Below are 25,766 nucleotides of genomic sequence, written 5' to 3'. Positions count from 1 at the left end.
ACATAGATACACTTAATCAATTGAATAAGAATATCATATATTATACAAAATCGGTACTAAACAGCTACGCCATCCTTTTTTTTTCGCAGAACAGGATATTGGCGGTGCTGCTGTTACTGGTCTCCTTTTTTAACCCGGCCGCAGGGTTAACAGGCTTGCTCTGCACCTGCGCCACCATTGTACTGGCCAGCCTGATGGGCTACCACCGCGATAGCATACAAAGCGGGCTATACAGTTTTAACGCGCTATTGCTGGGGATCGGATTCGGTACGTTCTACCATTTTAACACGGCGTTTTTACTGTGGCTGATAGCGGCCTGCCTGCTGGTACTTACCTTAACCGTTGTACTCACCGCCTGGCTGGGTAAATATGGCTTGCCGGTGCTATCCATTCCCTTTGTGCTTACTTTTTGGGCAGTGTTAGTTGCGGCTAATGGTTACGCAGGCATGGGGCTTGAACAAAAGGAAAGCTACATGCTTACGGAATTGTACACCGGGCGCAGCGCCTATATTGTTCAATTTTTATCAAACCTTGATAAGCTTTGCTTTGGTAAATACCCCGATCTGTTTTTCCGCTCATTAAGTTCCATCTTTTTTCAGAACAGTATTGTGGCAGGTATTGTGATGAGTATCGGCCTCTTTATCCATTCAAGAATAGGCTTTAGTTTATTGATCCTGGGCTTTATTACATCGTGCTTATTTAACAGCATTACAGGTGTTTATCCTGATGGCATCAGCCATTATCATTTGGGGGCCAACTTTATGATGGTATCGGTGGCTATCGGTGGTTTTTTCCTGATCCCATCGGTACGTTCCTACATTTGGGCTATCATTACCGTACCGGTAGCTTTCCTGCTGGTGAACGCGCTGACGCGGATCTTGGGTGTGCATAACCTGCCTATCTTCTCGCTGCCGTTCTGTTTGCTTACCATCGCGCTGCTGTATTTCTTTATGTTGCGCACCAACCCCGGCAAGCTACAGCTAACACCGATACAACATTACTCGCCCGAGATCAATCTTTATCAATTCCTTAACGGGCAGGAACGCTTGCAGGATTTGAAATACCTGCGCCTTAGCCTGCCATTTATCGGCACATGGACGGTATCGCAGGGATATGACGGCGGCATCACCCATAAAGAGGAATGGGGCAAGGCTTTGGATTTTGTAATTACCGACGAGGATAACAATACCTATCGCGATACCGGCACCCGACCCGAACATTTTTACTGCTTCAACAAACCTGTTTTGGCCTGTGCCGACGGCGTGGTGGAAGATGTGGTGAACCATATTGAGGATAATGAAATAGGAGTAGTAAACACACAGCAAAACTGGGGCAATACGGTGGTTATTAAACACCTTACCGGGTTATACAGTAAGGTATCGCACCTGAAGCAGCATTCGGTTAAAGTAAAAATTGGTGATTATGTAAAGCAGGGCGACTTATTGGGACTGTGCGGCAATTCCGGCCGCTCTCCTGAACCGCATCTGCATTTTCAGATGCAGGTTACGCCTTATATCGGCTCTAAAACTTTGGCATATCCCTTCGCCTATTACACCAGCAACAATGGCAACAGCGAACAGCTGCACAGCTTTGAAATACCCGCCGAAGGCATGCAATTGCAACCGGTAGATATGAACGCCCAGCTAAAACAGGCCTTTACCTGGCAGCCGGGCTATAACGCCAAACTATCGGGCGGCAACGGCAAAACCGAAACGGTGGAGGTATTTACCGATGCCTACAATCAATCATACATTACCAGTAAGGAAACCGGCGCTACAGTTTATTTTGTAAATAACGGCACAGCTTTTTACTTCACCAGCTTTTATGGCGATGATACCTCGCTGCTTTATTACTTCTATTTAGCGGCTTATAAGGTAGTATTCACGGCCGATAATGCTGTGGTGGCTACCGATGTTTATCCGCTTCAACTTCGAAATCTTTCGCCGGGCATCTGGTTGCATGACCTGGTGGCGCCTTTTTACCAGTTCATTAAACGTACCTATCAAAGCAAAAGCGCGTATCAACAACAGCAATTAACCATCACATCTACCGGGTACAAGCAACTGTTGAATAACAAAAAAGAAGTAATGAGCGCGTCTGTGCAGGTAGCAGATAATGCGATCAAATCGTTCACAATTAATTTAAACGAAACAACCATAACCGCACAATGGCAAACAGAACATATATTTTAATTGTGCTGCTGGCGCTGTGCACGATAGCAGCACGGGCGCAAAGCATCAGCTTTCAGCAAGCCGACAGCACATCGCTGGTATATTATAACGCCCGCAATTGGACCGGACTGGTAGATTACGGCAATAAGGCCATCGCTGCCGGGGTTGATTATCCCGTGTTGCGCCTGCGCATGGCCTACGCCAATTTTATGGGCCAAAACTATAGCGGTGCCCTCACCCAATATGCCGAGGTACTAAAGGACGATTCGCACAACCAAATGGCGCGGTACTACAGCTATCTGTGCAGCAGGTATCTGGGCAATACCAACGCGGCATCGTACCATGCATCGTTTGTTGATACGGTTACCATGAACCGGGAACAAGTCACACAATTTGGCTTGGTACAGGCAGGTTTAGAAAGCAGTGTAAAGCTGCCGCAAAATAACCTGCGCGGTACGGGTAACTATACACGCGCGTTTTTAAGCAACCGACTGGGCTGGAAGCTAACTTTGGATCAATCGGTGGCATATTATAACCAGTCTATTACCGCATTAGTAGCTATACCTGCGGCTGCAGGCGCGCCGGCCATAGCCAGCCCTAACAGCGCTACCTTTACCGATACGCAATTTGAGTATTATGGCAAACTGGGCTTTGCTGTCAACAGCAACCTTAATGTTTTGGGTGCTTACCATTACCTCAATACAAGCTTTGGCACCAGCAGTTTTCAAAATCACATCGGGTTGATCGGGTTAAAGTATTCCCTGCCCTACGTTACCCTACAGGCCGACGCGAATGTGGCGACCATCAGCAATAACAATGTGCAGCAGTATAACGGGCAACTCAGCTTTTATCCTATGGGGAATTTGAACCTGTACACCATCAGCCGGGTATCGGTACAAAGCGGCGATATGCAGCAAACTATCTTTAGCCAAACACTTGGCTTTAAGGCGGCTAAGCCATTCTGGCTGGAAGCTAATGGCACTTTTGGCACCATGGATAATTACCTTGATGCCGATGCGTTGTATGTGTACAACGCTATTGATGTTACCAAACTAAAGGCGGGCCTTACCGGTTTCTTTCAACTGGGGCAGCATGCCGTTTTATATATCAATTATGCTTTCGAACAAAAACAGGATTACTACTTAAACAAAAACTTTAACCAAAATTCAATAACCGGAGGATTTACATGGAAATTTTAAAGAAGCTGTTTTGCGCAGCAGCATTATTGCTCATCGGCACAAGTATGTACGCGCAGGGCAGCGCAGCGGCAATGGAAAAAGCATTTCATAACAGCTACAGCAACGAGGCCAAAAAAGCTTATTCGGCAGCTATAAACGATATGATGCCCTACTATGCCGATAACAATTATGAGGTGAACCTGCGCCTGGGCTGGCTGCATTTCCTCAATAAAAATTACACCTCATCGCAAAGCTACTACCTGAAGGCCATTAACCTGAAGCCCGGCGCTATTGAAGCCCGTTTTGGTTACGTAAAACCCCTGTCGATGCTGGAAAGCTGGGATAAGGTATTAGATCAGTATAGCGCTATTTTAAAAATAGACCCGCAAAACACCCAGGCCAATTACTGGACAGGCATTATCAGCTATAACCGCAAGCAATATGATAACGCCATTAAATATTTCACCAAAGTAGTAACGCTTTACCCATTCGATTACGATGGCAACCAAATGCTGGGCTGGAGCTACCTCTTCTCGGGTAAAAAAGCCGAGGCCCGTGCCTGTTTCGAGCGTGGTTTAATGATAAAACCGGATGACGCGTCGTGCACGGATGGGTTGGGGAAAGCTAAATAGAGATTAGTTAATTAGTGATTAGAGATTAGGCTTCTTTACTACATTTGACTAATCTCTAATCTTTAATCTCTAACCTCAATACCCCACATTCTTAACCGCTTGTTCGCCCTTACGCTCTTTTAATTGCGAAAGATAAAGGCTTTGCGGTGTAACAGGCTTCCGGTACGAATCATATATACCTTCGGGTACCATGCCCGATCCTTTTATAAATGGCACATCGCGCTTTTGCTGCTCGCCACTGCTGCCTATCACCCAGTTGGCGGCACCGGGTGGCTGCTGGTTTAGGTACGATTTGGCCTTGCAGTTCCAGGCTACGGCCCAGCCAATAGCCCAGCCATGGCCCGATCCCATTGCCCCGCGGTTCATAAAATCGATGCCACCATCGGGCACCTGGCAATTGTCAATCAGCAAACCTGTGGCCCAGCGCTGGTGGGGTTGTATCCAGCCGTTACCTTTAAAAGTACAGTTCAGCATTACTATTGGCCCGTTCACCTTGGCTCCGGTGGCAAAAAAGAAAACATTGTTACCGGTGATGGTGCAGTGGTCGTATAACAATTGCGCGCCGCTGCCATTAAAATCGGCTGGTTTGGCAGCGCCCGTGGTGGCCAGGTTATGGATGATGTTTACCCGCAGCACCGTAATGCGGCTGCCGGTAATACCGAAGCTGTTCACTGTATTATAAATGTCGATATCTTTCACCCAGCCATCAACCATCCCGCTTAGGTTTACGCCGGAGTGGTGCTTCTCGTCTATCGTTCCGGTTTGATCGGGCGAGACGATGCGCATGTGCTCAAAACCAATTTGCGACAGCATCCCCGTAGTACTGATCTTGCTCACCGATACACTGCCTGCACCTAAATATTTGGCATCGTAATTATCATTAAAGGGCACATCAACCGTTACTTTATTACCCGCAATGGCTGTTATTACCCGTTCGGCGCTGATCTCGCCGGTCATCCAGGTTTGCTTCTTGCCATCGCGGGTTAACTGGTCCATACCCATAAAAGCCACCCAATCGGGCGCTACGGGCTTGGTGATGGATATGGTATCGCCAACAGATAGTCCCGATGTGCTGCTCAATGTAAATGTATTGGTCCCGGCAGGCACATAGGCATCTGCCACCGAAACAGCCTTGCCAATATTTTTAACCACAGGCCTGTTTTTCACCGTGAGGCATACGTGTGGATTGCCTGTCATATTGATGATGGTACCCTTATCGTCCGCCCCGCTGCCACGCAGCACCACGCCGCTGGCATTAATACTGATGGGTTTACTGCAATCATACGTACCCTTATTTAACAATACAGTTCCGCGGAAGCCATTTACCAGTGGCATCTTCGATACCTTTTCAATGGCCGACTGGATGGCATCCGCATTATCGCCGTTCATCGCATCTAATGTAATTTTCACTTCAGGTGATGGAAGCGTTACGCCGCCGCCCATATAGCCAGCGTACGAGAAATCCATTATCCTGTCGCCTTGCGGCAGGGTTTTGTAGTTCAGTTTAGCGTTATCGCCCTGGTAAACCCATTGGCTTTTGGCTTGGGCATGCGCGTGATTCTTAATGGTGCCTGCAACTAACAGAAGGCAGCCGGCTAAAATTCTCCGGTTCATTATGTAGGGGTATTAATTATATAACAGGTCTTCTAAATAAAACTTATCCTTTTTGCGCATGCTCTCCGCGGCTTTGCTATAAGCAGGCTCGTGATACTTTTGCGCCGATAACAGCAGCACATGGTACAATTCATCCTTGCTGTAAGGCGTGATCTGCTGGTAGGTGAACGGTTTCTGATCTAAGGCATAAGGTAACAGCCAATCCAGCGCTTTGCGGATGCCCCGGCCATCGGCAGTGGTATAATCCCAAAGGTTTACACCGGCCCGGTCACCCAGTTCCGACATATTGATCCAGCCATCTAAATTCATGCTGCTGTAGCCCAGTGCGTTGGTGCGTTCCAATTCCAGTTTTTGTTCACCATCTGGTTCAATTTGTGTGGCGATGCGCTTTCTGCTATCTTCCAAAACCTGTTTGGCCATTGCTGTATTCCCGGTAAACAAGGCAAAGCTTACCACCTGGGTATCATAATGCGTACCGTGGTTGTTTTTGGCATTATGCTCGTCCTTGCCGTTTTTACTGGTGGTCATCCACGTAAGATATTGTTTATACCAATCTTTTATTGCCGCAAGGTTTTGTTTGGTGAACGATTTGGAACCGGCCAGCAAACCCATCCAATCGGCTATATTGGCCAGCGAACGGGTTTCGATGATACCTATCCCCCTACCATCGTTTACACCGCGTACCGCCTGCGCGTAGTTAAGGTTGGGGTTCATTTTAGTTTCCGCATCAAGAAACCATACTTTCAGCAACTCGTTGACTTTGGCGGCATACTTCTCATCGCCGGTAAAATAATAGGCCAGCGACAGGTATTTACACTTGTTATCCAGGTTGCTCAGTAACTCGTGATCGACGATCTTTTTAATTTCGGGGTTGCGTTGTCCGTCTTTGCGGATATAAGGTAAGCCATCCGCCTTTGCCGGATCGGGCCAAAAGTAGGGGGCCATGCTCATATAATCGTGCTTGCTGCCACTTGGCGGGGTAAGCGCCTTTTCCATTACCGAGGCTGGTTTGGCAGTCAGAAATTCATCCGCGCTTTTAACAACGGCGGTCACATCGCTTACCACCTTGCTATCGCCTTTTTTATAGGCCGCTTTTTTATCGGCCATATGTTTAGGGCTTAGCAAAAATACCTCGGGCAGTTGCGCGTAGGTTTGTTGTAAAAACAGCAGGCATAGCAATGCTATTATCAGTTTAGCTTTCATAAATGCAGATTTGGTTTATCGGCCATTGGTTAGCCGCATAATTCAAATGTAACAGAAGCTGTTTGCTTTGCAATACTTGTTTTTAACATGGTATGATGCGGGATTAGCTATTTTTTGATAGTTTTAATAGCAGGTAGGCATGATGATGATTTAACCACAAAGAACACAAAGATAGGAACACAAAGCCCACAAAGCCTTGCGTACTTATGATTTTAACTCAAAAACGAAGCTGTATATCTTTGTGACCTTTGTGCAAAAACTTTGCGCCCTTTGTGGTTAAATTGCCCCTAACATCAGGCGAATAAAAAATTTGAAAATAATTGTCCAAATCCATTACCACCGTCCGTCATTGGGGTGATAATCAAATATTCACTTTAAAAAAACACAAAAAATGAAAGAGTACATGTTATTATTCCGCGGCGGTTTAGATTTCACTACTGCTTCGCCCGAGTTGCTACAGCAATCGATGATGAAATGGATGACCTGGATGGATGGCCTGAAAGCCGATGGCACTTACCTGAGCGGCGAACGCCTAACCCAGCAAGGCGCTGTTTTAAGTGGCCCAGAAAAACAACTGACTGACGGCCCTTATGCCGAGGGTAAGGAAATTGTGGCCGGCTTTATTGCCATTAAAGCAAACGACCTGCAACAGGCTATCGAGATTGCCAAAGGCTGCCCTATTTTTGAATATGATGGCAGTACCGAGGTGCAGGAGATCGCTAAAATGAGATGAGTGAACGCAACCCGCATATCACTCAACTGGCCGACCATCTTTTTCGCCGCGAGGCGGGGAAGATGGTTGCTGTTTTAACGCGGCTGTTCGGTACCGAAAACCTGCAAATGGCCGAGGATGTGGTGCAGGATACCCTGCTGCTGGCCTTTAACAGCTGGCCCGATAAAGGAATCCCCTCCAATCCTACCGCCTGGCTGTATAAGGTGGCCAAAAACAAAGCCATAGATAAGTTGCGGCATAACCGGCATTCGCTGAATACCGATCCGGATGATTTTAGTGAAACCCACGATCAGGCCCTGCCCGATATCACTGGAATGTGGAAGCAGGAACTGCTTGAAGATGATATGCTGCGCATGATGTTTGCCTGCTGCCATCCCAAAATCCCAAAGGAAAACCAAATCACGCTGATACTGAAAACGCTTTGCGGTTTTAGCACCATCGAGATAGCCAAAGCGTTTCTCATCCCCGAAGACACCGTTTCCAAAAGATTGTATCGCACCAAGGAGTTTTTCCGCAGCGAAAAGATCAAACTCGGTATCCCATCGGTAAACGAATTAAAAAAACGGACGGACGTAGTACTGAACGCTATTTACCTGCTGTTTAACGAGGGTTATAACTCTACACAATCAGAATATCTCATCCGTAAGGATCTGATGGACGAAGCCATGCTGCTTTGCCAGTTACTCATCCAAAACAAAAACACCCAGCAACCTGAGACTTACGCGCTGATGGCGCTGATGTGTTTCCACGCCTCGCGTAGCGAAAGCCGTTTAAGTACGGAGGGAGAAATTATTTTACTGAGCAGGCAAGACCGCACCCGTTGGGACGGCCGCCTGATAACCCAGGGCAACCACCTGATGAACCAGGCCGCTTTTGGCGATACCGTTAGTCCATACCACCTGGAAGCGGCAATAGCATTTGAACATTGCACAGCCAACAGTTTCGACACCACCAACTGGAAACGGATACTTGGCTATTACGACTGGCTTTGCCGCATTGCCCCCTCGCCTTTTACAGCCATTAACCGGGCCGTAGCCCTTATGCAGGTAGACGGGCCGCAGGCCGCTTTAACTGCGCTGCAGGATATTCCCGGTACAGAAAAATTCTACTTATATCATGCCATCCTTGGCGAAATTTATATCCGCTTGCATGATTTTGCTTCGGCGAGGATAAGTTTGGAAGGGGCTATAAGCCTGACACGCGCTGCCGCGGAGAAGAAGATATTGCAAGAGAAACTGGCGGCGGTGTTGAATTAGAATTAATAAAAGTATGTGATTGCGAGGAGCGGCGCAAGCCTTGTGAATTGGGGCGACGCGGCAATCACATGGGCAGATCATTGTTGCTTGTCCTATCGGATTGTCACGCTATCGCTCGCAACGACAACTCTTTTTAGGACCTTCCCCTTGGCGAAGGATTGGAAAGGTCACTTCCCAAACGGCGGCCTACCCGTCAACTGGTGATACAGTGGCAAATCATTCCTTGGGGTAGCGGGCAGGTGGAAATTCTTACAATAATAAACCTGCAGGTGCAACTCATCCCGGCCGCTGCGCATAACCGCCACATCGGGCAGCTGCTTTACTTCATCAAAAAATGGCTTTACATCCCTGTTAACGCTTTCTTCGTGTTCCTGCCCTATAATCACGCAATCTTTACCAATAAGGGTATTCGGATCAACCAAAAAAGCCAGGTTGCGGGGGTCATCACTAAAGCAGATCACCGGTTTTTGCCCTTTCAGCGCCCAGTCTACCTTACCGGTTAGCCACCAGCGGGCAGCGCCGGTAAATACGTTGGGGTTGTTCAGCCAGCCTTCTTTTTCAAACCGACCTTTAATATCATCGTAGTCTACGCCTTGAATGGTGGGATCGATATTATCGCCGTGCGCTGCTTTCACTATCCATTTAGGGCCATACCATTGCCAAAAGCCGGTAACCATGTGCAAACTCAGCACGCCAATGGTGATCACTGTAAAACATACCGAAAATCTTAACCAGCGACGGGTTGCCCTGCCCTCCTTATGCGGGCCGTTCAGCTTTTTATCAATAGCATATCCAAGTGGGATAAACAGCATCATATAGCCCGGCGCCTGCCAGTGGAAATGGTATTGCAGATCGGCCCACAAGGTTACCACCGTAAAAAACACCACCGGTAAAATGGCTATCCAAAAATTAAAGCTATAAACCTCCTGCTTGCGCAATTTGTACGATTGAAACAACTGTACCATCAATGGCCACCATACCCATGGCAATAACCATAAGGCCTGGCCACCAATACTGCGTAAAAACCACTCGGGATGTAATGAAACCCCGCCCGCCCGGGACCCCTGGAAAACAAAGGAGGCCCAATTGTTTTGATAATTCCACAGCAATACCGGTAAGGCCAGTACAAAGGCTATTATAATAGCCAGGTAAGGCCCGGGGTGCAGCAACCAGTGCCGTTGATCTTTGTTGGTGCCTACAAACACAAATACGCCTGCAAATAAAAATATCACGTGATATTTACTCAGCGTAGCCAAACCCATCAGCACACCAACCAGCAACCATAAGCCATATATTTTAGCGGTATGATAACGTGCGCCAGGTTGTCCGTTCTGCGGATCGAACATGATCCGGATCATTACATAGGCCGATGCCAGCCAAAAGAACATCAGCGGCGCATCGGGCTGAAACCAGCAGGCGATAGCCACCGTAAATACCGCGCTCAGGTTCATTATTACCACGGCCCAAAAGCCGGCACATGCGTTAAAAAATTTGCGGGTGATCAGGAACAACATCCAACTGGTACCTGCAAACAGCAATACCGCAGGGAAGCGCAGCCCTAAATTATTGATACCGAAAAGTTTTACGGTAATACCGCTCAGCCAAAAAAACAAAGGCGGCTGATCGAAGTAGCTCAGGTTCAGATCGAGCGCGCCACGAAAGTAGTACGATTCGCCGATGCCTAAACCGGTATACGCGGCTATCCACAGCCTTATTAAAAAGGTAACAACAATAAGTATAAGGGTATTTGCAGCCGCGTTGCTCTCGGTTATTTTCTTCATTTATTAAAACTGTAAAGTTTTTACTGAAGCTGCAAAATTAGTGATTAGGAATTAGTTGAAGGGGATTAGTTTTAAAAAGTGATGCTATGGAGATAGAGATCAGTTAAGAACAATTTAGACTTACGATATATAAACTATTTGTCGTTGCATTATGCTTCGCAATTTGACGTATTGAAGCCGCAATTTATACGCCATATCAGGCTTCCGCACACGTTTATTAGACTTTTTTATTGGGTTAACATGAATTTGACCAAAATCAAGCATCTAAAAAATTCAATTAATTGATTATCAAATACATACTCCAAATGTTAACACAAAAATATGTTAAGTTATGTTAACCCTTTTTGCTGGATAAAACACAACCTCGCCTGTTAACGTAAGCGTAGACGCTACATTATAATGAGTTCAAGCGTGGACGCTTGAACTGGCGACAGATATGCCGTTACTACAAATCGCCTTTGCCCTTACCCAACTTATCAAAAGGCACTACCCCTGCGCTTGGCGCCCATTCATCGTACAGGGCTATCATTGCTTTCATTCTGTCGGGGTATTGTGCGCTCAGGTCGGTCAGCTCGGCACGATCGGTCTTGATATTATAAAGCTGCCATTTGTTCTCAGGATATTGCGATACCAGCTTCCAGTCGCCCTGGCGTACGGCGCGGTTGCCTTCATGCTCAAAAAACAGGGCGTTGTTGCCTTTCCACACTTTACCTTGCATCAGTGGCAACAGACTTACGCCTTCGGTTGGGGTAATGTTGCTGCCGTTATAGGTTTTTGGGTAAGCCACGCCGGCTGCATCAAGGCAGGTAGCCATCAGGTCGATCAGGTGTGCTGGTTGGGCGCTTTGGATATGCTTTTTGATGATGGAAGGTCCGTTGGCAATGAACGGCGTAGCGGTACCACCCTCGTATTCCCAATGCTTGAACAGGCGCAGCGGCGTGTTACTTACATTAGCACCGGGGAAACCGTAGGTGGTGAACGATGTCGGGTCGCTGGCGGGCTTTTTGGCCGCGGCCAGTATCTCGGGCAGGAAGCCGTTGCCCTTAGTGTACTCGCTGCTGGCGCCATTGTCAGACAAGAACATAATCAGGGTGTTCTGGTCAACGCCGGTTTCTTTCAGCGCCTGGCGGATGCGGCCAATGTTTTGATCCATCCGATCCACCATAGCCGAATATACCGCCATTTTATCATCAAAGTCAACTTTTTCAGCTTCGGTCAGCGAGTTCCATTCGGGCACGTTCGGATCGCGGGGCGATAGTTTGGTATCTTTAGGTACGATGCCCAGGGCGATCATTTTCTGCAGGCGTTCTTCGCGCAGCACATCCCAGCCTTTCATAAATTTACCTTTGTATTTGGCAATGTCTTCGGGCAAAGCATGCAGCGGCCAGTGCGGACTGGTAAAGGCCATGTATAAAAAGAATGGCTTGCCGGTAGCTTTGTTATCCTTAATATACTTCACCGCGTAATCGGCATAGTTATCGGTAGAGTACCAGTTTGCGCCGGGCGTAAAAGGTTTATCATCCAAAGCAACTGTTAAATGTTGATTGGGGCGATATGGCGCGGTCGGGTTAAAATAGCTGCCCGCGCCATCTATCAAACCAAAATAATGATCGAAACCGCGTTTTACAGGCCAGTTCTCGGGTGCTGTGCCTACGTGCCATTTACCAGCCATGTAGGTATTGTAGCCGCCGGTTTTAAGCACCTCGGCAATGGTTACGCAATTGTGGTTCAGGTAGCCCTGGTAGCCGGGTTCGGTTCGGGTATTCACCATATCGCCTACCCCAGCCTGATGTTGGTACAAGCCCGTTAGCAATGAAGCGCGCGACGGGCAGCAGCGCGAGGCGTTATAAAAATTGGTCATCACCAAACCTGTTTTAGCCATATCATTAATATTAGGCGTTTGGATGGTTGACCCAAAACAATTGATATCCGAGTAGCCCATGTCATCGGCCAGGATGATAATAATATTGGGCTTTTTAGCGATTTTCTTTTGCGCGAAACCTATCGAAGCTAAACAGCCTAATGCAAGCAAAGTGAACAGTTTTTTCATGACCTATATTCAATTTTCTAATGTAGAGACACGATACTTCGTGTCTCATGATATGTTTCTTTTATTACGGGAGACACGAAGTATCGTGTCTCATGATATGTTTCTTTTATTACGGGGAGACACGAAGTATCGTGTCTCTACAATTTATGGCCTGATCAATGTTACCGCCATCAGCCCTATCACCACATCATTGGTATGAGTGGCCAATAGCAAATCTTTTAATTGCTTCGACGGATCAAGCGGCAGATCCAATACTGTAGCCGCGCCGCCATCTACCCCTTTATTGCTGAAGCCTTTTATGCCGGTAAACTTGCGGTTGTTATCTGTTACTTCACCAGTTTTCAGGTGCACACGTAAAGGTCGGGGGGCGTCAATATCAAAAGCGAAGCCATCGTTATCGCAATCCTGCTCAATCGGCCACCAGTTCTCGGGGTTCTTTAACTCCAGCACGGTTTTGCTGCCATCAGTATAAGTTACCGTTACCGTAGCGTTAACCATGCGGCTTTGCATGGGATTGGTTGAACCGGCCATCAGGAAGTAAGCGTGCAACGCCTTGCCGGTTAATGGTACCGTTGCTTGTTTTGGATAATTATCCCAATGCGAGGTAAACAGGATGTTTTTATCGTTGCCCCTATCGATAGCGAATTTTATACCCTGCGGCGTAGTGAACATGCCGTCAACCGATTCTTTTTTGATACCGCTATCATCAATATTGGCCGTAACCAATGGGTAAGCCCAGTTACCGATACCCTGCGTTGGCAACTGCAGCGTAGGCGATTTTGGTCGGGGCGACAGGTATTGGTTTTTGAAGATATTAGTTACCTTATCATTAAAATAGGGTTGCAGGTTGATGGTTTCCGATCTAAGATTTTTAGGGAGCGATACATGCCAATTGATAATGGTGGTATCAAATATCCCCCCGCCTTTTAATCCATTAGGAACAACATTTATGGCATTAGTGCCGGGTAATATGTCCTGAACGGGAATAACTACATCGCTCGATAGGTCATGTTCGGTGGAAACTTCCATTCCACGGCCAGTGTACGGACGATGGTTAATTTTTACATTAACGCTTTTTGAAAGGTAATTGAAGGCTTTAAACCGCAACTCATTCTCGGGCTGCTGTAGCGGAGCAGTAATGTATAAACTTGGCGATATGTTGATATTTATGGACACCCACCAATTTAGGCCAGCGCTACCGATCTTCGCAAAAAAAGTGTGATGCCCGGGATGCTCATCAGCCGTATAATAAAGCCGCTTACCTTGTATCCTGTGATCCCTCAATACATGCTGTGGGTCGGTCACCGCTAATACCGGCATCTTAAAAACAGTATCGACAGTGATAAACTGGTAACAGTTCTTATCTTCGGCAGATGTGTTTGTGGTAAATGTAGTTGCTTTATTCCAGGTTATCTTCAAAGCGTACTTGCTTTGCCTGCCTGCATTAATAACCATTAAAGGCTGTCCCACCGCCGCTTCTGCTGCCCATTGAACAGGTTTACCGTTCAGTGTAACCGAGTTAACCTTTTCTGTAAGCCTTGGTATAATAAATTTAAAATTAGTGCCCTTTGCGAAGTTACTCTCCACCAAATAAGTATCCGATTGCCCGTCGCGTTTAAAATCGAACTTCACATCAGGCACGCTTAACGATGCATAATTCCATTCGGCAGGCAGGCCGGGTTTTATGGTGACGGTATTATTAAGCAGGTCGGGCCGGATACCAAAAAGCCCCTCCACCAGCGAACGGGCGCCCATACCTATCGGGTCACCGAAATCGCGGTACAGTTCGCCGCGCACGGCATCGTAAAATGATATCTGCTGGAAATTACCCGGACTCGCGCCCAAATACATGCTTTCCAGTATGGCGCTTTTCCAAAGTTTGTAGGCATCTTCGGGGCGGTTGCCCTGCCAGTAAGCTAAGGCGGTGTGCAGGTTCTCGGCCATTACCACGTTATTCAGCGACCAATCGTAAGGCTCCCAGTTGGTGGTTGATAACAGGTAATTATCGCCCGACAAGCCTTTGGCTATCACCGGAATGTGCGGAATATGCGTATCCACATATCGCAGCGACTGGTAGGTTTGGAAAGCATCCGGCACATCTGAATCGATAGCGTGATATATCGTCCACAAACCGGCTGATGGATGCAGTAATTGCTCGCCCAGCAGGTCTTTATATTCGGCGTAATTGCCTTGCTTGCTTAGCCATAACTGTTTGTTCATGGCCGAAAGGATATGCGTGGCTTCCTGCTCGTAGGGCTTTGGATCATCGCCTACCAGTTTGGCTAAAAAGGCGGCATCGCGGTTAGCGCGGTAGTTATAGGCCGATGAATGCGTTACCCCACCCCCGCTATACTGCATGGCATCACTGGCCCAAATGGCGCAATAAGCATCGTACAGCCCGTCGCCATCGGCATCGTAATTACGTTTTTCCCAGGCTAAGGATCGTTTGATGGTTGGCCATAGTTTCTTTACCTCGTCCAGGTTGCCGGTCCACTTAAAATGGTTCAGCAACTCGTCTATGTAAACCAGGTTCATGTCGTAATGATGCGGCACGATCTTACCGCCGGGGTTGCGGCTGATATAACCGCTACTGAACATGGCCGTACCCAGTTTCTCTAACTGACGGGCCAAATGCAGGGCGGTGTCCGGCGTAACGGGGCCGCTTTCAGGTTCGGTCATTTGCGATAAGGCGTAACTGCTAAAATGCGACCATGCCCTATCGTGCCAGCCCAGCGGATCGGCTACATAAGGCCCGCGCCAGGCCGGTAACCGCATGCGCCAGGCCACAGCTCCGTGCATGTACGATGGGTCTTCCCAAATACCATCGGCAGCAACGCTTAATGCGCCACCGTATGTATTGATAAAAGGATCAGGTGTTTTAACCTGAACACGCGAAGCTAATTTCTGGCGGGCGGCCTCGGCCGAATTGAATAGTTGTGTTGGTGTGTTAGCACCCAAACTTTTTCCGCTTTGAATCACCCAATATTGATCTTTACCCGGCGTGGCATCTAATACACCGGTTAATACTGGCTGTGTACTTCCTTTCGAATTAAGCAGGCTTAGCGGTGTGCTCAACGCATTGGCATCGGCTACATGTACCTGTTCAGAAACGGGAAATTGACCGAACAGCATACTCTTTACAACCGTCTCTACCTTGTTTTCCCCCTTTCCGGTCTGGTCAATTTCGTAGCGACCGGCTTCGCTCATAGCTTTACCGCTAAAATTGAGGGTGAATTTTTGCTGATCGATAGTGTAAACGTTCCCGTTACAATACTCGGGCTTCAGGTAAAACGAGGACTCCGGATCGGCACCGATATCACCATCGCGCGAGAATTTCTTGCCCGTAGCGCCACCAAATGCCCACAGCAGGTTTACGTTCTTGTTGGTATTACTGAAGTTGGCTTTTACGATGATGTTCTCATCGGCAGAACCGGCCAATACCTGGATGTTCAATGTACCGTTCCCCAACATTGGATCTTTAATGGTGTAGATCATGGTGCCCGGGCGATAGCGGGCTTCGATAGATGCGGTGTTGATGAGCCACTTGCTCTCGGTGCCGCTAACTAACCCAAACTTCAGATTGCCGCCCATACCGGGCAGATACAGGGCAAACTCAGGCAGGTCGCCGGCTTCCACACGGAATGCGGTATTCGTGCCATACAACGCGCGGTTAAAGCGGCGTTTGCCGTTATTGATCACAAAGTCTTGTCCATCGGGATGGTAACGTAATTCACGCTCTATGCCATGCCATAATTTGAGCGATGGCTGGGTTTGGGCATGAGTGCCCGTCGGCAAAAATACTGACGTAAACAAAAAGGCAAACATTAACTGTTTGCCTGATTGGTATAAAATGCTTTGCTTTTTATATTTCAACATTGTGTGCAACCGCATAATATTTCAGCTCGATCATATCGGCCGGTAATTGTTTATTGTTCCAGTATTTGTGGATGGCCAGCGCGGCGCCAATGGCCGTAGCCTGCGCAACCGAAGCGGCATACACCTCGAAATTAGGGAAGGCCTTGGCCAGCAAATTCATGTAGATAGGGTTCTTGCTGAAGCCACCATCAACAAAAATGCGCTTTACCTGTGTATCCTGTATAGCCAAATGCGTGGATGCTTTTTGCTGCTCCATAATATCGGCTATCAGGCAATGGTAGGCTTCTTCGTAGGTTTTAAAACTATTCAGGTCGCGGTCAACAAAAGCTGATTGGTTTACGCCAGTCCCGGCAACACCTGACGGTATAGTGGGTACCAGGTCGGCATCGTAGGCCACCATCTTGTAATAAAAGCTAGGCTTATCAAAATGGGCTGAAATGCGTTTAGTCTGCTGCTCATGCTCATTACCGGCAAATAAGCGCGATGCTTTTACCGGTTTACCGTGATATTCCATGTAGCACAGGCAATCCTGGCTCAGTTCTTCGGGCGTTAATACATTGTTATTGAACGGATTCAAACTAATGCACCAGGTACCGGTAGATATCAGTACAAAGGGCTCGGCAAAATTAGCCAGGTATGGGATCAGCGCGGCAGAACTATCATGCAGCCCCACGCCAACAGCATACGGTTTGCCATCGATGATTACCTCGTCAACCTTATCCGATGGGAAAATCGGAGCCAGTATTTTGTCGATACCTTCCTCTTTTACCCAGGCATGGTAGGTATTTTCGCCAAAGTTCCACAACTGGGTGTGGCAGCCGATACTGGTAATATCCGAATAGAAATTACCGCTAACCAAATGGTTAAGATATTGCGGCAGATGCAGCGAATACTTGATCCGGTTGAACAATTCCGGCTTGCGGTGCTTGATGCGGTATAACTGCATGCCCGAGTTAAGGTTACCCAAAACAGGCGACGCTGTTTCCTGCGCGATCTTCTCTTCGCCGCCGTGCTTGCTGTAAAACTCCTGCTTCAGGTCTTCGGGAAAATCCTTCAAGTAATTGCAAAGCGGAGCGGTAACATCGTTATTGTTATTAAGGTGTACAAAGCTGGCACCGTAGGTTGAAAAATTGATGGCCTTCATGTCGAATTTCTTTTGCGACAGGGCATTTTTCAAAGTTTCGTCTACCCAGCTTTTCAGTTTGGCCACATCCTCGCAGGGATCACCGTCATCGTCGGTGGTCTCATCAAAGGATGTGGTGCGCTCTAAAACGATCTTGTAATACTCGTTGATCAGGAAGAATTTTTTATTGGTCTTGCCTATATCAAAGATCGCTATTACAGGTGTAGTCGTCATATCTTATAAACCGGTAGCTACGGTCTTCTCGCCGCGTTCTTTAATTAAATTACCACGTACCTGCAAGCTGCGGAATACGCCAATTGGGTCTAAAGCACCACCGGCACGTAAGCGCGATTCGGCCACCAGCGGACGAACGTCTGTACGGTAAGCCTGCTGTAATACTTCCTGTGCTAAAGCGGCATCGTTGTTCAACTGCGCTTCAACCAGTTTCTTTTTATCAACCAGTAAGGCCTGCGCGTAAGCTATTTTAATAGCCTCGACAGATTGTAACAGGTCTTCAATCGGGTCTTTTACGTTGTGCGACGCGTCGATCATCCAGCCCAGGTCGTTAGCGTGGTTCATGCCGCGGGCGTCCATACCTTCAACCAGTTCGTTAAAGATCAGGAACAGTTGGTATGGGTTGATGCTGCCTACGGTTAGGTCGTCATCGCCATATTTCGAATCGTTAAAGTGGAACCCAGCCAGTTTGCCTTCCATCATCAGCAGCGAAACGATCTGCTCGATATTGGCGTTTGGCAGGTGGTGGCCAAGGTCAACCAGCGTGTAAGCTTTCGGACCTAATTTGTTTACATACATGTACGATTGGCCCCAATCGGCTACCGTGGTCGAATAGAAATTAGGTTCGTAGCATTTGTACTCCAGGTACATCTTCCAGTCATCCGGCATAGCGGCGTAGATCTCCTCAAGGCTTTCGTAAGTATTTTCAAAGGCTTTGCGGAAATTTAACTGACCCGGGAAGCAAGAACCATCGGCCAGCCAAACGGTTAAGGCATTAGAACCCAGCTCGATGCCCTGTTTAATTACTTCGATATTATGCTCAACGGCTTGCTTGCGTACTGCTTTATCTACATGCTGCAGCGAACCGAATTTATAGCTATGGGCCTGGTTTGACTGGTCCTGGAAAGTATTAGAGTTCATGGCATCAAAACGCAAGCCGTGCTGGGCCGCTAATGCTTTGATGGCTTTGGCATCTTTTGGGATATCCCAGGGGATGTGCAGCGAAATAGCACCACTTGAACGGTTAAGCGCGTGCAGCACGCCAATATCTTCTATCTTCTCTTCTAACGAACGTGGCTCGCCGCCTCCGCTGAAACGGCCGAAACGGGTACCTCCGGTGCCTAAGGCCCAGCTTGGTATAGCGATATTGAACGCCGCTAATTTCTCCATCACATCATCAAGGTTGGCAACTTCGCCGGCCACATAGTCAAATTTACGCTGGTGTGCCGCTGCCTTCTGCTGATTAGCTTCGTCTATCTTATATTTTTCTAACTGCATAATTTATAGGTATATTGGTTATGGTAAATAAAAAACCTCGGTCAATGGTACGCTCACCGGCGAATTATCGGGATTGCTCTCCATAATATCGCCCATATAGGCCCACCATTTTTGCATTACGGCTTGCGCAGGTAAGGTATCAAGGTTTGCCTTGTCGGTTACTTTAAGTACGCCGAACAGGCTATTGGTTTCCTCGTCTAAAAATATGGAATAATCGCTTACGCCGGTCTCTTTCAATAACGCCGATAATTCGGGCCATATTTCGTCGTGGCGCTTTTTATATTCCTCCTTCAGGCCGGGGAATAATTTCATTTTAAAGGCTACTCTTTGCATAGTTATTAGTTGGATTAAGTTGATTAGGTTGATTGAGTTGGCCGAGAAGTTAAAACTACTCACTTAATCAACTTAATCAACCCAATCAACTATTAACTCGCGTTAGCGAACGAAACCAGCAGCTACACCACCGTCAACGTTCACTACGTTACCTGTCGATTTGTTAAGCAAACCGCCGGTAAGCGCGAAGCAGGCGTTAGCGATATCGTCCGGTAAGATGATCTCGTTCAGTAAAGTACGTTTCGCGTAGTAAGCAGGCAGTTCGGCAACGGTGATACCGTAAGCTTTTGCACGGCCTTCGGCCCAGCCACCAGCCCAGATATTGCTATCGCTGATCACCGCGTCAGGGTTAACCACGTTCACACGGATCTTATCTACACCCAGTTCGGCAGCGTTAAGGCGGCTCAGGTGCATTTGCGCAGCTTTGGCACTACCGTAACCAGCGTTGTTAGGGCCACTAACCAAAGCGTTTTTGCTTACGATGTTGATGATATCGCCACCAATGTCCTGTTTCTTCATTACAGCAACAGCGGCTTGAGTGATCATGAACTGGCCTTTCACCAATACATCATATAATAAGTCCCAATCTTTTTCGGTATGATCGGCAATAGTTTTAGAGATAGACAGACCGGCATTGTTCACGATCAGGTCGACACCGCCAAATGCCAGGATAGACGCGGCTACCGCGCCGGCAATATCTTCGCCCTTGGTAACATCTAATACAGCTGTAGTGTAAATGTCTTTACCAAATAATTTCTTAAACTCTTCACCAGCCTCAGCTAAACGCTCGGCATTCATATCGTTAAGTACCACTACGGCACCTTCTTCGGCAAATTTTTTGGCGATAGCTTTACCAATACCACCGGCACTACCGGTAATTAAAGCGATACGGCCTGATAATGCTTTCGGCTTAGGCATACGCTGTAATTTAGCTTCTTCCAACAGCCAGTACTCGATATTGAAAGCTTCCTGGCGTGGCAATGAAGTATACTCAGAGATAGCCTCGGCGCCTTTCATTACGTTGATGGCGTTGATATAGAACTCGGCAGCAACACGGGCGGTCTGCTTATCTTTAGCAAAAGTGAACATACCTACACCAGGGTACAGGATAACCACCGGATTAGCATCGCGAATGGCCGGGCTGTTTGGGTGCTTGCAGGTATTGTAATAATCCTCGTACATTTTGCGGTAAGCCTCAAATGCAGGGGTTAAACGCGCTTTTAGGGCGGCAACATCGCTCAGGTCCTCGCCTGCTTCCAGTTCCAACACCAGCGGGCTGATCTTGGTACGCAGAAAGTGGTCAGGGCAGCTGGTACCCAGTGGAGCCAAACGGCCAAGGTCGTTAGAGTTGGTGAACTCTAATACACGGGCATCATCGGTAAAGTGACCGATCATTTTGGTTTTTGACGAGCAGAAACCACGCAGTATCGGCGCTAAAGCAACTGCCTGTGCTTTACGAGCTTCGGCTTCTAAGCTCTCTATTTTCTGGCCGCCAAATACCGGGCCTTTTTTACCATAGTTTTGCTCCAGGTATTCAGCACATTGCTCAATTACCTCAAGGGTGTTCATATAGCTTTCGTAAGCGGTATCACCCCAGGTGAACAAACCGTGCGAGCCCAGCATGATACCACGGATGCCCGGGTTCTCATCAAGGCATTGTTTCAGTTGCAGGCCAAGGTCGAAACCTGGTTTTTGCCACTCAACCCAACCAATAGTACCACCGAATAATTCTTCGGTGATCTTTTTGCCATCCTTAGCGGCAGCTATCGCGATAGCCGCGTCGGGGTGCAGGTGGTCGATGTGCTTAAATGGCAGGAAACCATGCAGCGGGGTATCAATTGAAGGGGCTTTTGAAGCAAGGTCGTAAATGCAATGGTTAAACAGCTCAACCATTTCGTCTTCGTGCTCGATGCCACGGTAGACATTTTTCAGGCTGCGCAAACGGTCTACATACAAAGCGGCTAAACCACTTTTTTTCAGCGTACCGATGTCGCCACCCGAACCTTTTATCCACATCACTTCTACTTCCTCACCGGTCAGGGGGTCTTTGGCCATGGCTTTGCACGAAGTATTACCGCCGCCATAGTTGGTTAAACGCAGATCGGCGCCCAACAGGTTAGAACGGTATATTAATAGTGCTACCTCATCGCCGGCCAGCTCTGCCGCCTTTGCATCATCCCACAGGTAACTTACATGCTTAAAATCAATCGTGTTAACTGACATATTGTGTTTAATATAAAAAATTAAGGTTTTATAGAGTTGCCGTAGCCTACTATCACTACCGAAAGTATGATGGTGATAATACCTACTATAACAGTTGTAAATGCTTTCTTGCTAACGCCTTTCCATTCCTTCAGCACCAATCCCCAGGTGTTGGCAATCAGGATGATAAAGGCCATGTGTAATATCCACGAGCTGGCGCCATTGCCTAAGCGGCTTTCGCCCATGCCGTAGAAAAAGAACTGCAGGAACCAGGTAGTACCGGCCAGTGCCGAAAACAAATAGTTTTTTAATAAGGGGGTTCTGCTATCAGTGTAGTTACCGAACGTTTTGTTACGCGCGTTCAATATCATACACCATATAAAGTTAGTGGTTAAACCGCCCCAAAGTATCACTACATAAGTAACATTGTTTTGATAAAGGAAATTACCCTGGTTAGGGTGAATAGCCTTCCATGCATCATTGGCGATATTAGCCATGCTTTTACCGGCATCTATACCGAAGGCGAAGCAGGCGCTCAACACACCCGATATGATAGCTACGGTAATACCCAGGCCAAACTTATAATCGCTGTTATTGGTTGCGACTTCCTGATCTTTAGAAAGTTCCCTTTCTTTTAAACTACCTGCCCTGCCGCATATAATAATACCCACTACGCAAACTACTATACCAACCAGCACCCATTGTCCCCATTGCGTAGTAGCCAGTGTTTCGATAGTGTCTTTACCCGGCTGCGGTTTGAACTGGTAATATATAGACGGCACAAGTGAACCGAATACCGAACATAAGCCTAATATAATGGTGCTGCCTAAGGATACACCCAGGTAGCGCACACCTAAACCATAAGTTAAACCGCCAATCCCCCACAGTACGCCAAAAATATAAGTGTACGTTAACACACTACTATCAGCACTCCTGATAATATCCATAAAATGCGGAATAGTTAACCATGCTGCCAATGGCGGCACGATAAGCCATGAGAACAGGCCGCCTACTATCCAGAAGCTTTCCCAGGCCCACCCTGTTACCTTTTTATAAGGTATGTAAAAACTTCCGGAGGCAAAGCCGCCTATAAAATGAAAAATAACCCCAAAAATGATCTCCATTTGTTATATCTGTTATAATTGGTAATTGACGGACTAAATTTAGAAAAGCATAATATAGTAGCTATCATGCACTGTCATGGTTAAAGTGTTAATAAATAGCTTTATTTTTTGATAGTTAGTGTATTAAGCCAGCCATCATGCACCGTCATGATTAATTTAAGATTTGTTAGCATTTTATCGCGAATAAATTTACATTTAGGCCCCAATAGTACTAACCAGTTTTGTGATAAGGCCATGAAATCTTCTTTATTCTTAGAATACATTTATATTGACTATTACTCATCTACCCCAAAGTACCTGCAGTTAGCCAATTCTATTATTCAAAGTGTACGGGAAGGAAAGCTGACGAAGAATGATACACTGCCCTCTATAAACGAGCTGAACTACAATTTTGAGATCTCGCGCGATACGGCTGAAAAGGCTTATAAATACCTGAAGTCCATCGGGCTGTTAGGATCGGTGCCCGGCAAGGGATATTATATTAAAAACGCCGAGGCCGAACAGCAATATAAGGTTTTCCTGATATTTAATAAGCTTAGTCCGCACAAAAAAATATTGTACGATGCTATTGTGGATGGCTTAGGTAACGAAGCCGCCATCGATTTTTATATTTACAATAACGATTTCGCCTTCTTTAAAAAGCTGCTGCAAAACAAAAGCAACGATTATACCCATTATGTGATCATTCCCCATTTTATGGATGGCGGTGAGAATGTGCACGAGATCATCAACACCCTGCCAAAGGAAAAACTGATCTTACTGGATAAGTTGGTGCCCGGCGTAACCGGCGATTTTGGCGCGGTTTATGAAAACTTTGAGCGCGATATCTTCCACGTGCTGGAGGAAGCGCTACCTCAACTTAGCAAATACAATACGCTAAAGATCATCTTCCCCGAGTATACTTACTTCCCTAACGAGATATTGAAAGGCTTCTTTAGCTTTTGCATTCAATACGCGTTCAGCTATAAGGTAGTGCACGATATCCAAAGTGAGCCTATTAATAAAGGTGAGGTATTCATTAACCTGATGGAGAATGACCTGGTGATCCTGATCGAGCGCATCCTGTCAACCAAGTTAAAAATTGGTGAAGATATCGGCGTGATATCCTACAACGAAACCCCGCTTAAAAAGATCATCCTTAACGGCCTGACCACCATCTCTACCGATTTTGAGAAAATGGGGGAAATGACTGCCGATATTATTAAAAACGGCACCCCATCTAAATTTGAGGTACCGTTTTATTTGACCTTAAGGTCGTCTTTATGAAATGTCTTGTCATTGCGAGGAGCGTAGCGACGCGGCAATCTCATAAGCAGGTCCACTTCGATTGTCCTATGGGATTGCCACGCTATCGCTCGCAATGACAAGCTCTTTTTAGTTCCATCCCCTTGGGGAGGGTTAGGGAGGGGTTCTAATTCTTCAACTCCAGCACTACAACACTATGCGCCGGCAGCACCACCGATACGATACCACCCTCCTTTTTAGCACCTGAAAATGGCGCGATCTTTATTTTACCGGGTTCTTCAAAGGTATTAATATCGGTAAGCTTGGCCGATGTAAGGATTTGCCCGGTTACATTGTTCCAGTTGATATCGCCCATATTGGCTTTTATAGTGATATCCTTCGATGCATCCAGATTTACAAATGAGATATGCACCTTGCCCGAGGCATCCTGCGAGGCAGAGGCATTTACTGCCGGTATCTTTTGTCCGTTCAGTTCATAATCCGGCGCGTCCAGTTTCATCGGTAAAAAGCGGGCATCCTGGTGTACTTTGTATAGATCGAAAACGTGATAGGTCGGCGTCAGGATCATTTTCTCTTTTTTAGTCAACACCAGCGATTGCAGCACGTTTACTGTTTGCGCCAGGCAAGCCATCTTCACACGCTCGCAATGGTTGTTGAAGATATTAAGGTTAGTTCCGGCAATCAAAGCATCGCGCATACTGTTTTGCTGATAAAGGAAGCCGGGGTTGGTGCCGGGTTCTACATTGGTCCATATCCCCCATTCGTCAACCACTAAAGCTACTTTTTTAGCCGGGTCGTACTTGTCCATAATGGCCGAATGTTTGGTAACCAACTCCTCCATTTTCAGGCAGTTTTGCATGGTTTTAAAGTAATCGGCTTCGGTAAATTGTGTAGCCGAGCCTTTATCTTTCCAATCGCCGGTTGGCAGGGTATAATGGTGCAGCGCCAAACCCCACATGCGGGTACCCACATTCTTCATCAGCGATTCTGTCCAGTTATAGTCAGCATCGCTTGGGCCAGTAGCTATCTTTTTCAGTTTAGCGTCATGATAATCCTTAGCAAAGGCGGCATATCTTCTAAACTCGTTGCTATAATACTCGGGCGTCATATTACCACCGCAGCCCCAGCTTTCGTTACCTACACCCCAAAAGCTTACTTTAAACGGTTCCGGGTGCCCGTTAACTTTACGTAGGTTAGTGAGCGGACTTGCGCCATCAAAATTGAGATATTCTACCCAGTTCGACATTTCCTGAACGGTGCCGCTGCCTACGTTACCCGAAATATATGGCTCGCAACCCAGCAGGTTGCACAGTTCTAAAAACTCGTGGGTGCCGAAGCTGTTATCTTCGGTTACGCCGCCCCAGTTAGTGTTCACCATTTTAGGGCGGTTAGCGCGTGGGCCAATGCCATCGCGCCAGTGATATTCATCGGCAAAGCAGCCGCCGGGCCAGCGCAGGTTTGGGATCTTTATTTTACGCAGCGCCTCCACAATATCCATACGGATACGGTCCTGCTTTTTTACCGGCATGTTTTTATCTACCCAAAAACCATCGTAAATACCACGGCCCAGGTGTTCGGCAAACTGACCATAAATATGTTTGCTGATCACCAGCTTTGAATCGTTGCTGATAGTTGCTTTGGCGGTTTGTCCGTACGACCATAGGCTGGTAGTACACAGCAATGCGCCCGCGATAAAGTACTGTAAAGGTTGCTTCATTTTTTAGATTTGATTG

The 25,766-nt window shown here is 47.1% G+C and carries 17 protein-coding genes; 6 read left to right on the top strand and 11 right to left on the bottom strand.

The genetic code is table 11. The features are described from left to right. Positions 1-20: 20 nt before the first annotated feature. From HQ865_RS08455 to HQ865_RS08445, 3 genes are read left to right on the top strand one after another with little or no spacing between them, the layout of a single operon-like run. Positions 21-2,192, top strand: a complete 2,172-nt coding sequence (locus HQ865_RS08455; RefSeq protein ID WP_173414478.1) for an urea transporter — start codon at positions 21-23, stop codon at positions 2,190-2,192. Then, positions 2,168-3,370, top strand: coding sequence for a hypothetical protein (locus HQ865_RS08450; protein WP_173414477.1), 1,203 nt, complete (start codon positions 2,168-2,170; stop codon positions 3,368-3,370). The genes HQ865_RS08455 and HQ865_RS08450 overlap by 25 nt, the downstream gene beginning before the upstream one ends. After that, positions 3,358-3,981, top strand: a complete 624-nt coding sequence (locus HQ865_RS08445) for a tetratricopeptide repeat protein (RefSeq protein WP_173414476.1) — start codon at positions 3,358-3,360, stop codon at positions 3,979-3,981. The genes HQ865_RS08450 and HQ865_RS08445 overlap by 13 nt, the downstream gene beginning before the upstream one ends. Positions 3,982-4,056: 75 nt before the next feature. Here HQ865_RS08445 and HQ865_RS08440 read toward each other — a convergent pair whose 3' ends face one another. Next, on the bottom strand, positions 4,057-5,595 hold the full coding sequence (locus HQ865_RS08440; protein WP_173414475.1) for a hypothetical protein: 1,539 nt from the start codon (positions 5,593-5,595) through the stop codon (positions 4,057-4,059). Positions 5,596-5,607: 12 nt separating this feature from the next. Further along, on the bottom strand, positions 5,608-6,798 hold the full coding sequence (locus HQ865_RS08435; protein WP_173414474.1) for an alginate lyase family protein: 1,191 nt from the start codon (positions 6,796-6,798) through the stop codon (positions 5,608-5,610). Between the two features lie 391 nt (positions 6,799-7,189). Here HQ865_RS08435 and HQ865_RS08430 point away from each other — a divergent pair, with 391 nt between their 5' ends. After that, positions 7,190-7,531 carry a YciI family protein gene (locus HQ865_RS08430; protein ID WP_173414473.1) on the top strand — a complete coding sequence of 114 codons (342 nt, stop codon included), beginning with the start codon at positions 7,190-7,192 and terminating at the stop codon, positions 7,529-7,531. After that, complete coding sequence (locus HQ865_RS08425) at positions 7,528-8,787, top strand: RNA polymerase sigma factor (RefSeq protein ID WP_173414472.1); 1,260 nt, start codon at positions 7,528-7,530, stop codon at positions 8,785-8,787. The genes HQ865_RS08430 and HQ865_RS08425 overlap by 4 nt, the downstream gene beginning before the upstream one ends. A gap of 167 nt (positions 8,788-8,954) precedes the next feature. Here HQ865_RS08425 and HQ865_RS08420 read toward each other — a convergent pair whose 3' ends face one another. The 8 genes from HQ865_RS08420 to rhaT all read right to left on the bottom strand — a co-directional run bounded on the left by HQ865_RS08420 (position 8,955) and on the right by rhaT (position 22,788). Next, positions 8,955-10,568 (bottom strand): ArnT family glycosyltransferase, encoded by a 1,614-nt coding sequence (locus tag HQ865_RS08420; protein ID WP_173414471.1) that lies wholly within the window; start codon positions 10,566-10,568, stop codon positions 8,955-8,957. Between the two features lie 445 nt (positions 10,569-11,013). Next, entirely contained in the window at positions 11,014-12,618 is a 1,605-nt protein-coding gene (locus tag HQ865_RS08415; protein ID WP_173414470.1) for an arylsulfatase, read from the bottom strand. Between the two features lie 144 nt (positions 12,619-12,762). Then, entirely contained in the window at positions 12,763-16,494 is a 3,732-nt protein-coding gene (locus tag HQ865_RS08410) for a DUF4450 domain-containing protein (RefSeq protein WP_173414469.1), read from the bottom strand. Next, a complete protein-coding gene (locus HQ865_RS08405) occupies positions 16,481-17,851 on the bottom strand; it encodes an FGGY-family carbohydrate kinase (RefSeq protein ID WP_173414468.1) in 1,371 nt (456 codons plus the stop codon). Before HQ865_RS08405 ends, HQ865_RS08410 begins: the two co-directional genes overlap by 14 nt. A 3-nt stretch (positions 17,852-17,854) precedes the next feature. Next, positions 17,855-19,129 carry a TIM barrel protein gene (locus HQ865_RS08400; protein WP_173414467.1) on the bottom strand — a complete coding sequence of 425 codons (1,275 nt, stop codon included), beginning with the start codon at positions 19,127-19,129 and terminating at the stop codon, positions 17,855-17,857. Positions 19,130-19,147: 18 nt separating this feature from the next. After that, a complete protein-coding gene (gene rhaM, locus HQ865_RS08395) occupies positions 19,148-19,462 on the bottom strand; it encodes an L-rhamnose mutarotase (protein ID WP_173414466.1) in 315 nt (104 codons plus the stop codon). 102 nt (positions 19,463-19,564) lie between these two features. Continuing rightward, positions 19,565-21,685, bottom strand: a complete 2,121-nt coding sequence (locus HQ865_RS08390) for a bifunctional aldolase/short-chain dehydrogenase (RefSeq protein ID WP_173414465.1) — start codon at positions 21,683-21,685, stop codon at positions 19,565-19,567. Positions 21,686-21,705: 20 nt separating this feature from the next. Next, positions 21,706-22,788 carry an L-rhamnose/proton symporter RhaT gene (gene rhaT, locus HQ865_RS08385; protein WP_173414464.1) on the bottom strand — a complete coding sequence of 361 codons (1,083 nt, stop codon included), beginning with the start codon at positions 22,786-22,788 and terminating at the stop codon, positions 21,706-21,708. A gap of 234 nt (positions 22,789-23,022) precedes the next feature. Between rhaT and HQ865_RS08380 the strand changes: the two genes are divergently transcribed. Next, positions 23,023-24,054 (top strand): GntR family transcriptional regulator, encoded by a 1,032-nt coding sequence (locus tag HQ865_RS08380; RefSeq protein WP_173414463.1) that lies wholly within the window; start codon positions 23,023-23,025, stop codon positions 24,052-24,054. 145 nt (positions 24,055-24,199) lie between these two features. Here HQ865_RS08380 and HQ865_RS08375 read toward each other — a convergent pair whose 3' ends face one another. Beyond that, positions 24,200-25,750, bottom strand: coding sequence for an alpha-N-arabinofuranosidase (locus HQ865_RS08375; RefSeq protein WP_173414462.1), 1,551 nt, complete (start codon positions 25,748-25,750; stop codon positions 24,200-24,202). Between the last annotated feature and the right edge of the window lie 16 nt (positions 25,751-25,766).

Origin of the sequence: Mucilaginibacter mali, assembly GCF_013283875.1 — a bacterium.
In the GTDB taxonomy this organism is placed as follows: Bacteria; Bacteroidota; Bacteroidia; order Sphingobacteriales; family Sphingobacteriaceae; genus Mucilaginibacter; species Mucilaginibacter mali.
The sequence above is the reverse complement of the archived record's forward strand: the minus strand, read 5'-3'. Positions and strand labels throughout refer to the sequence as shown.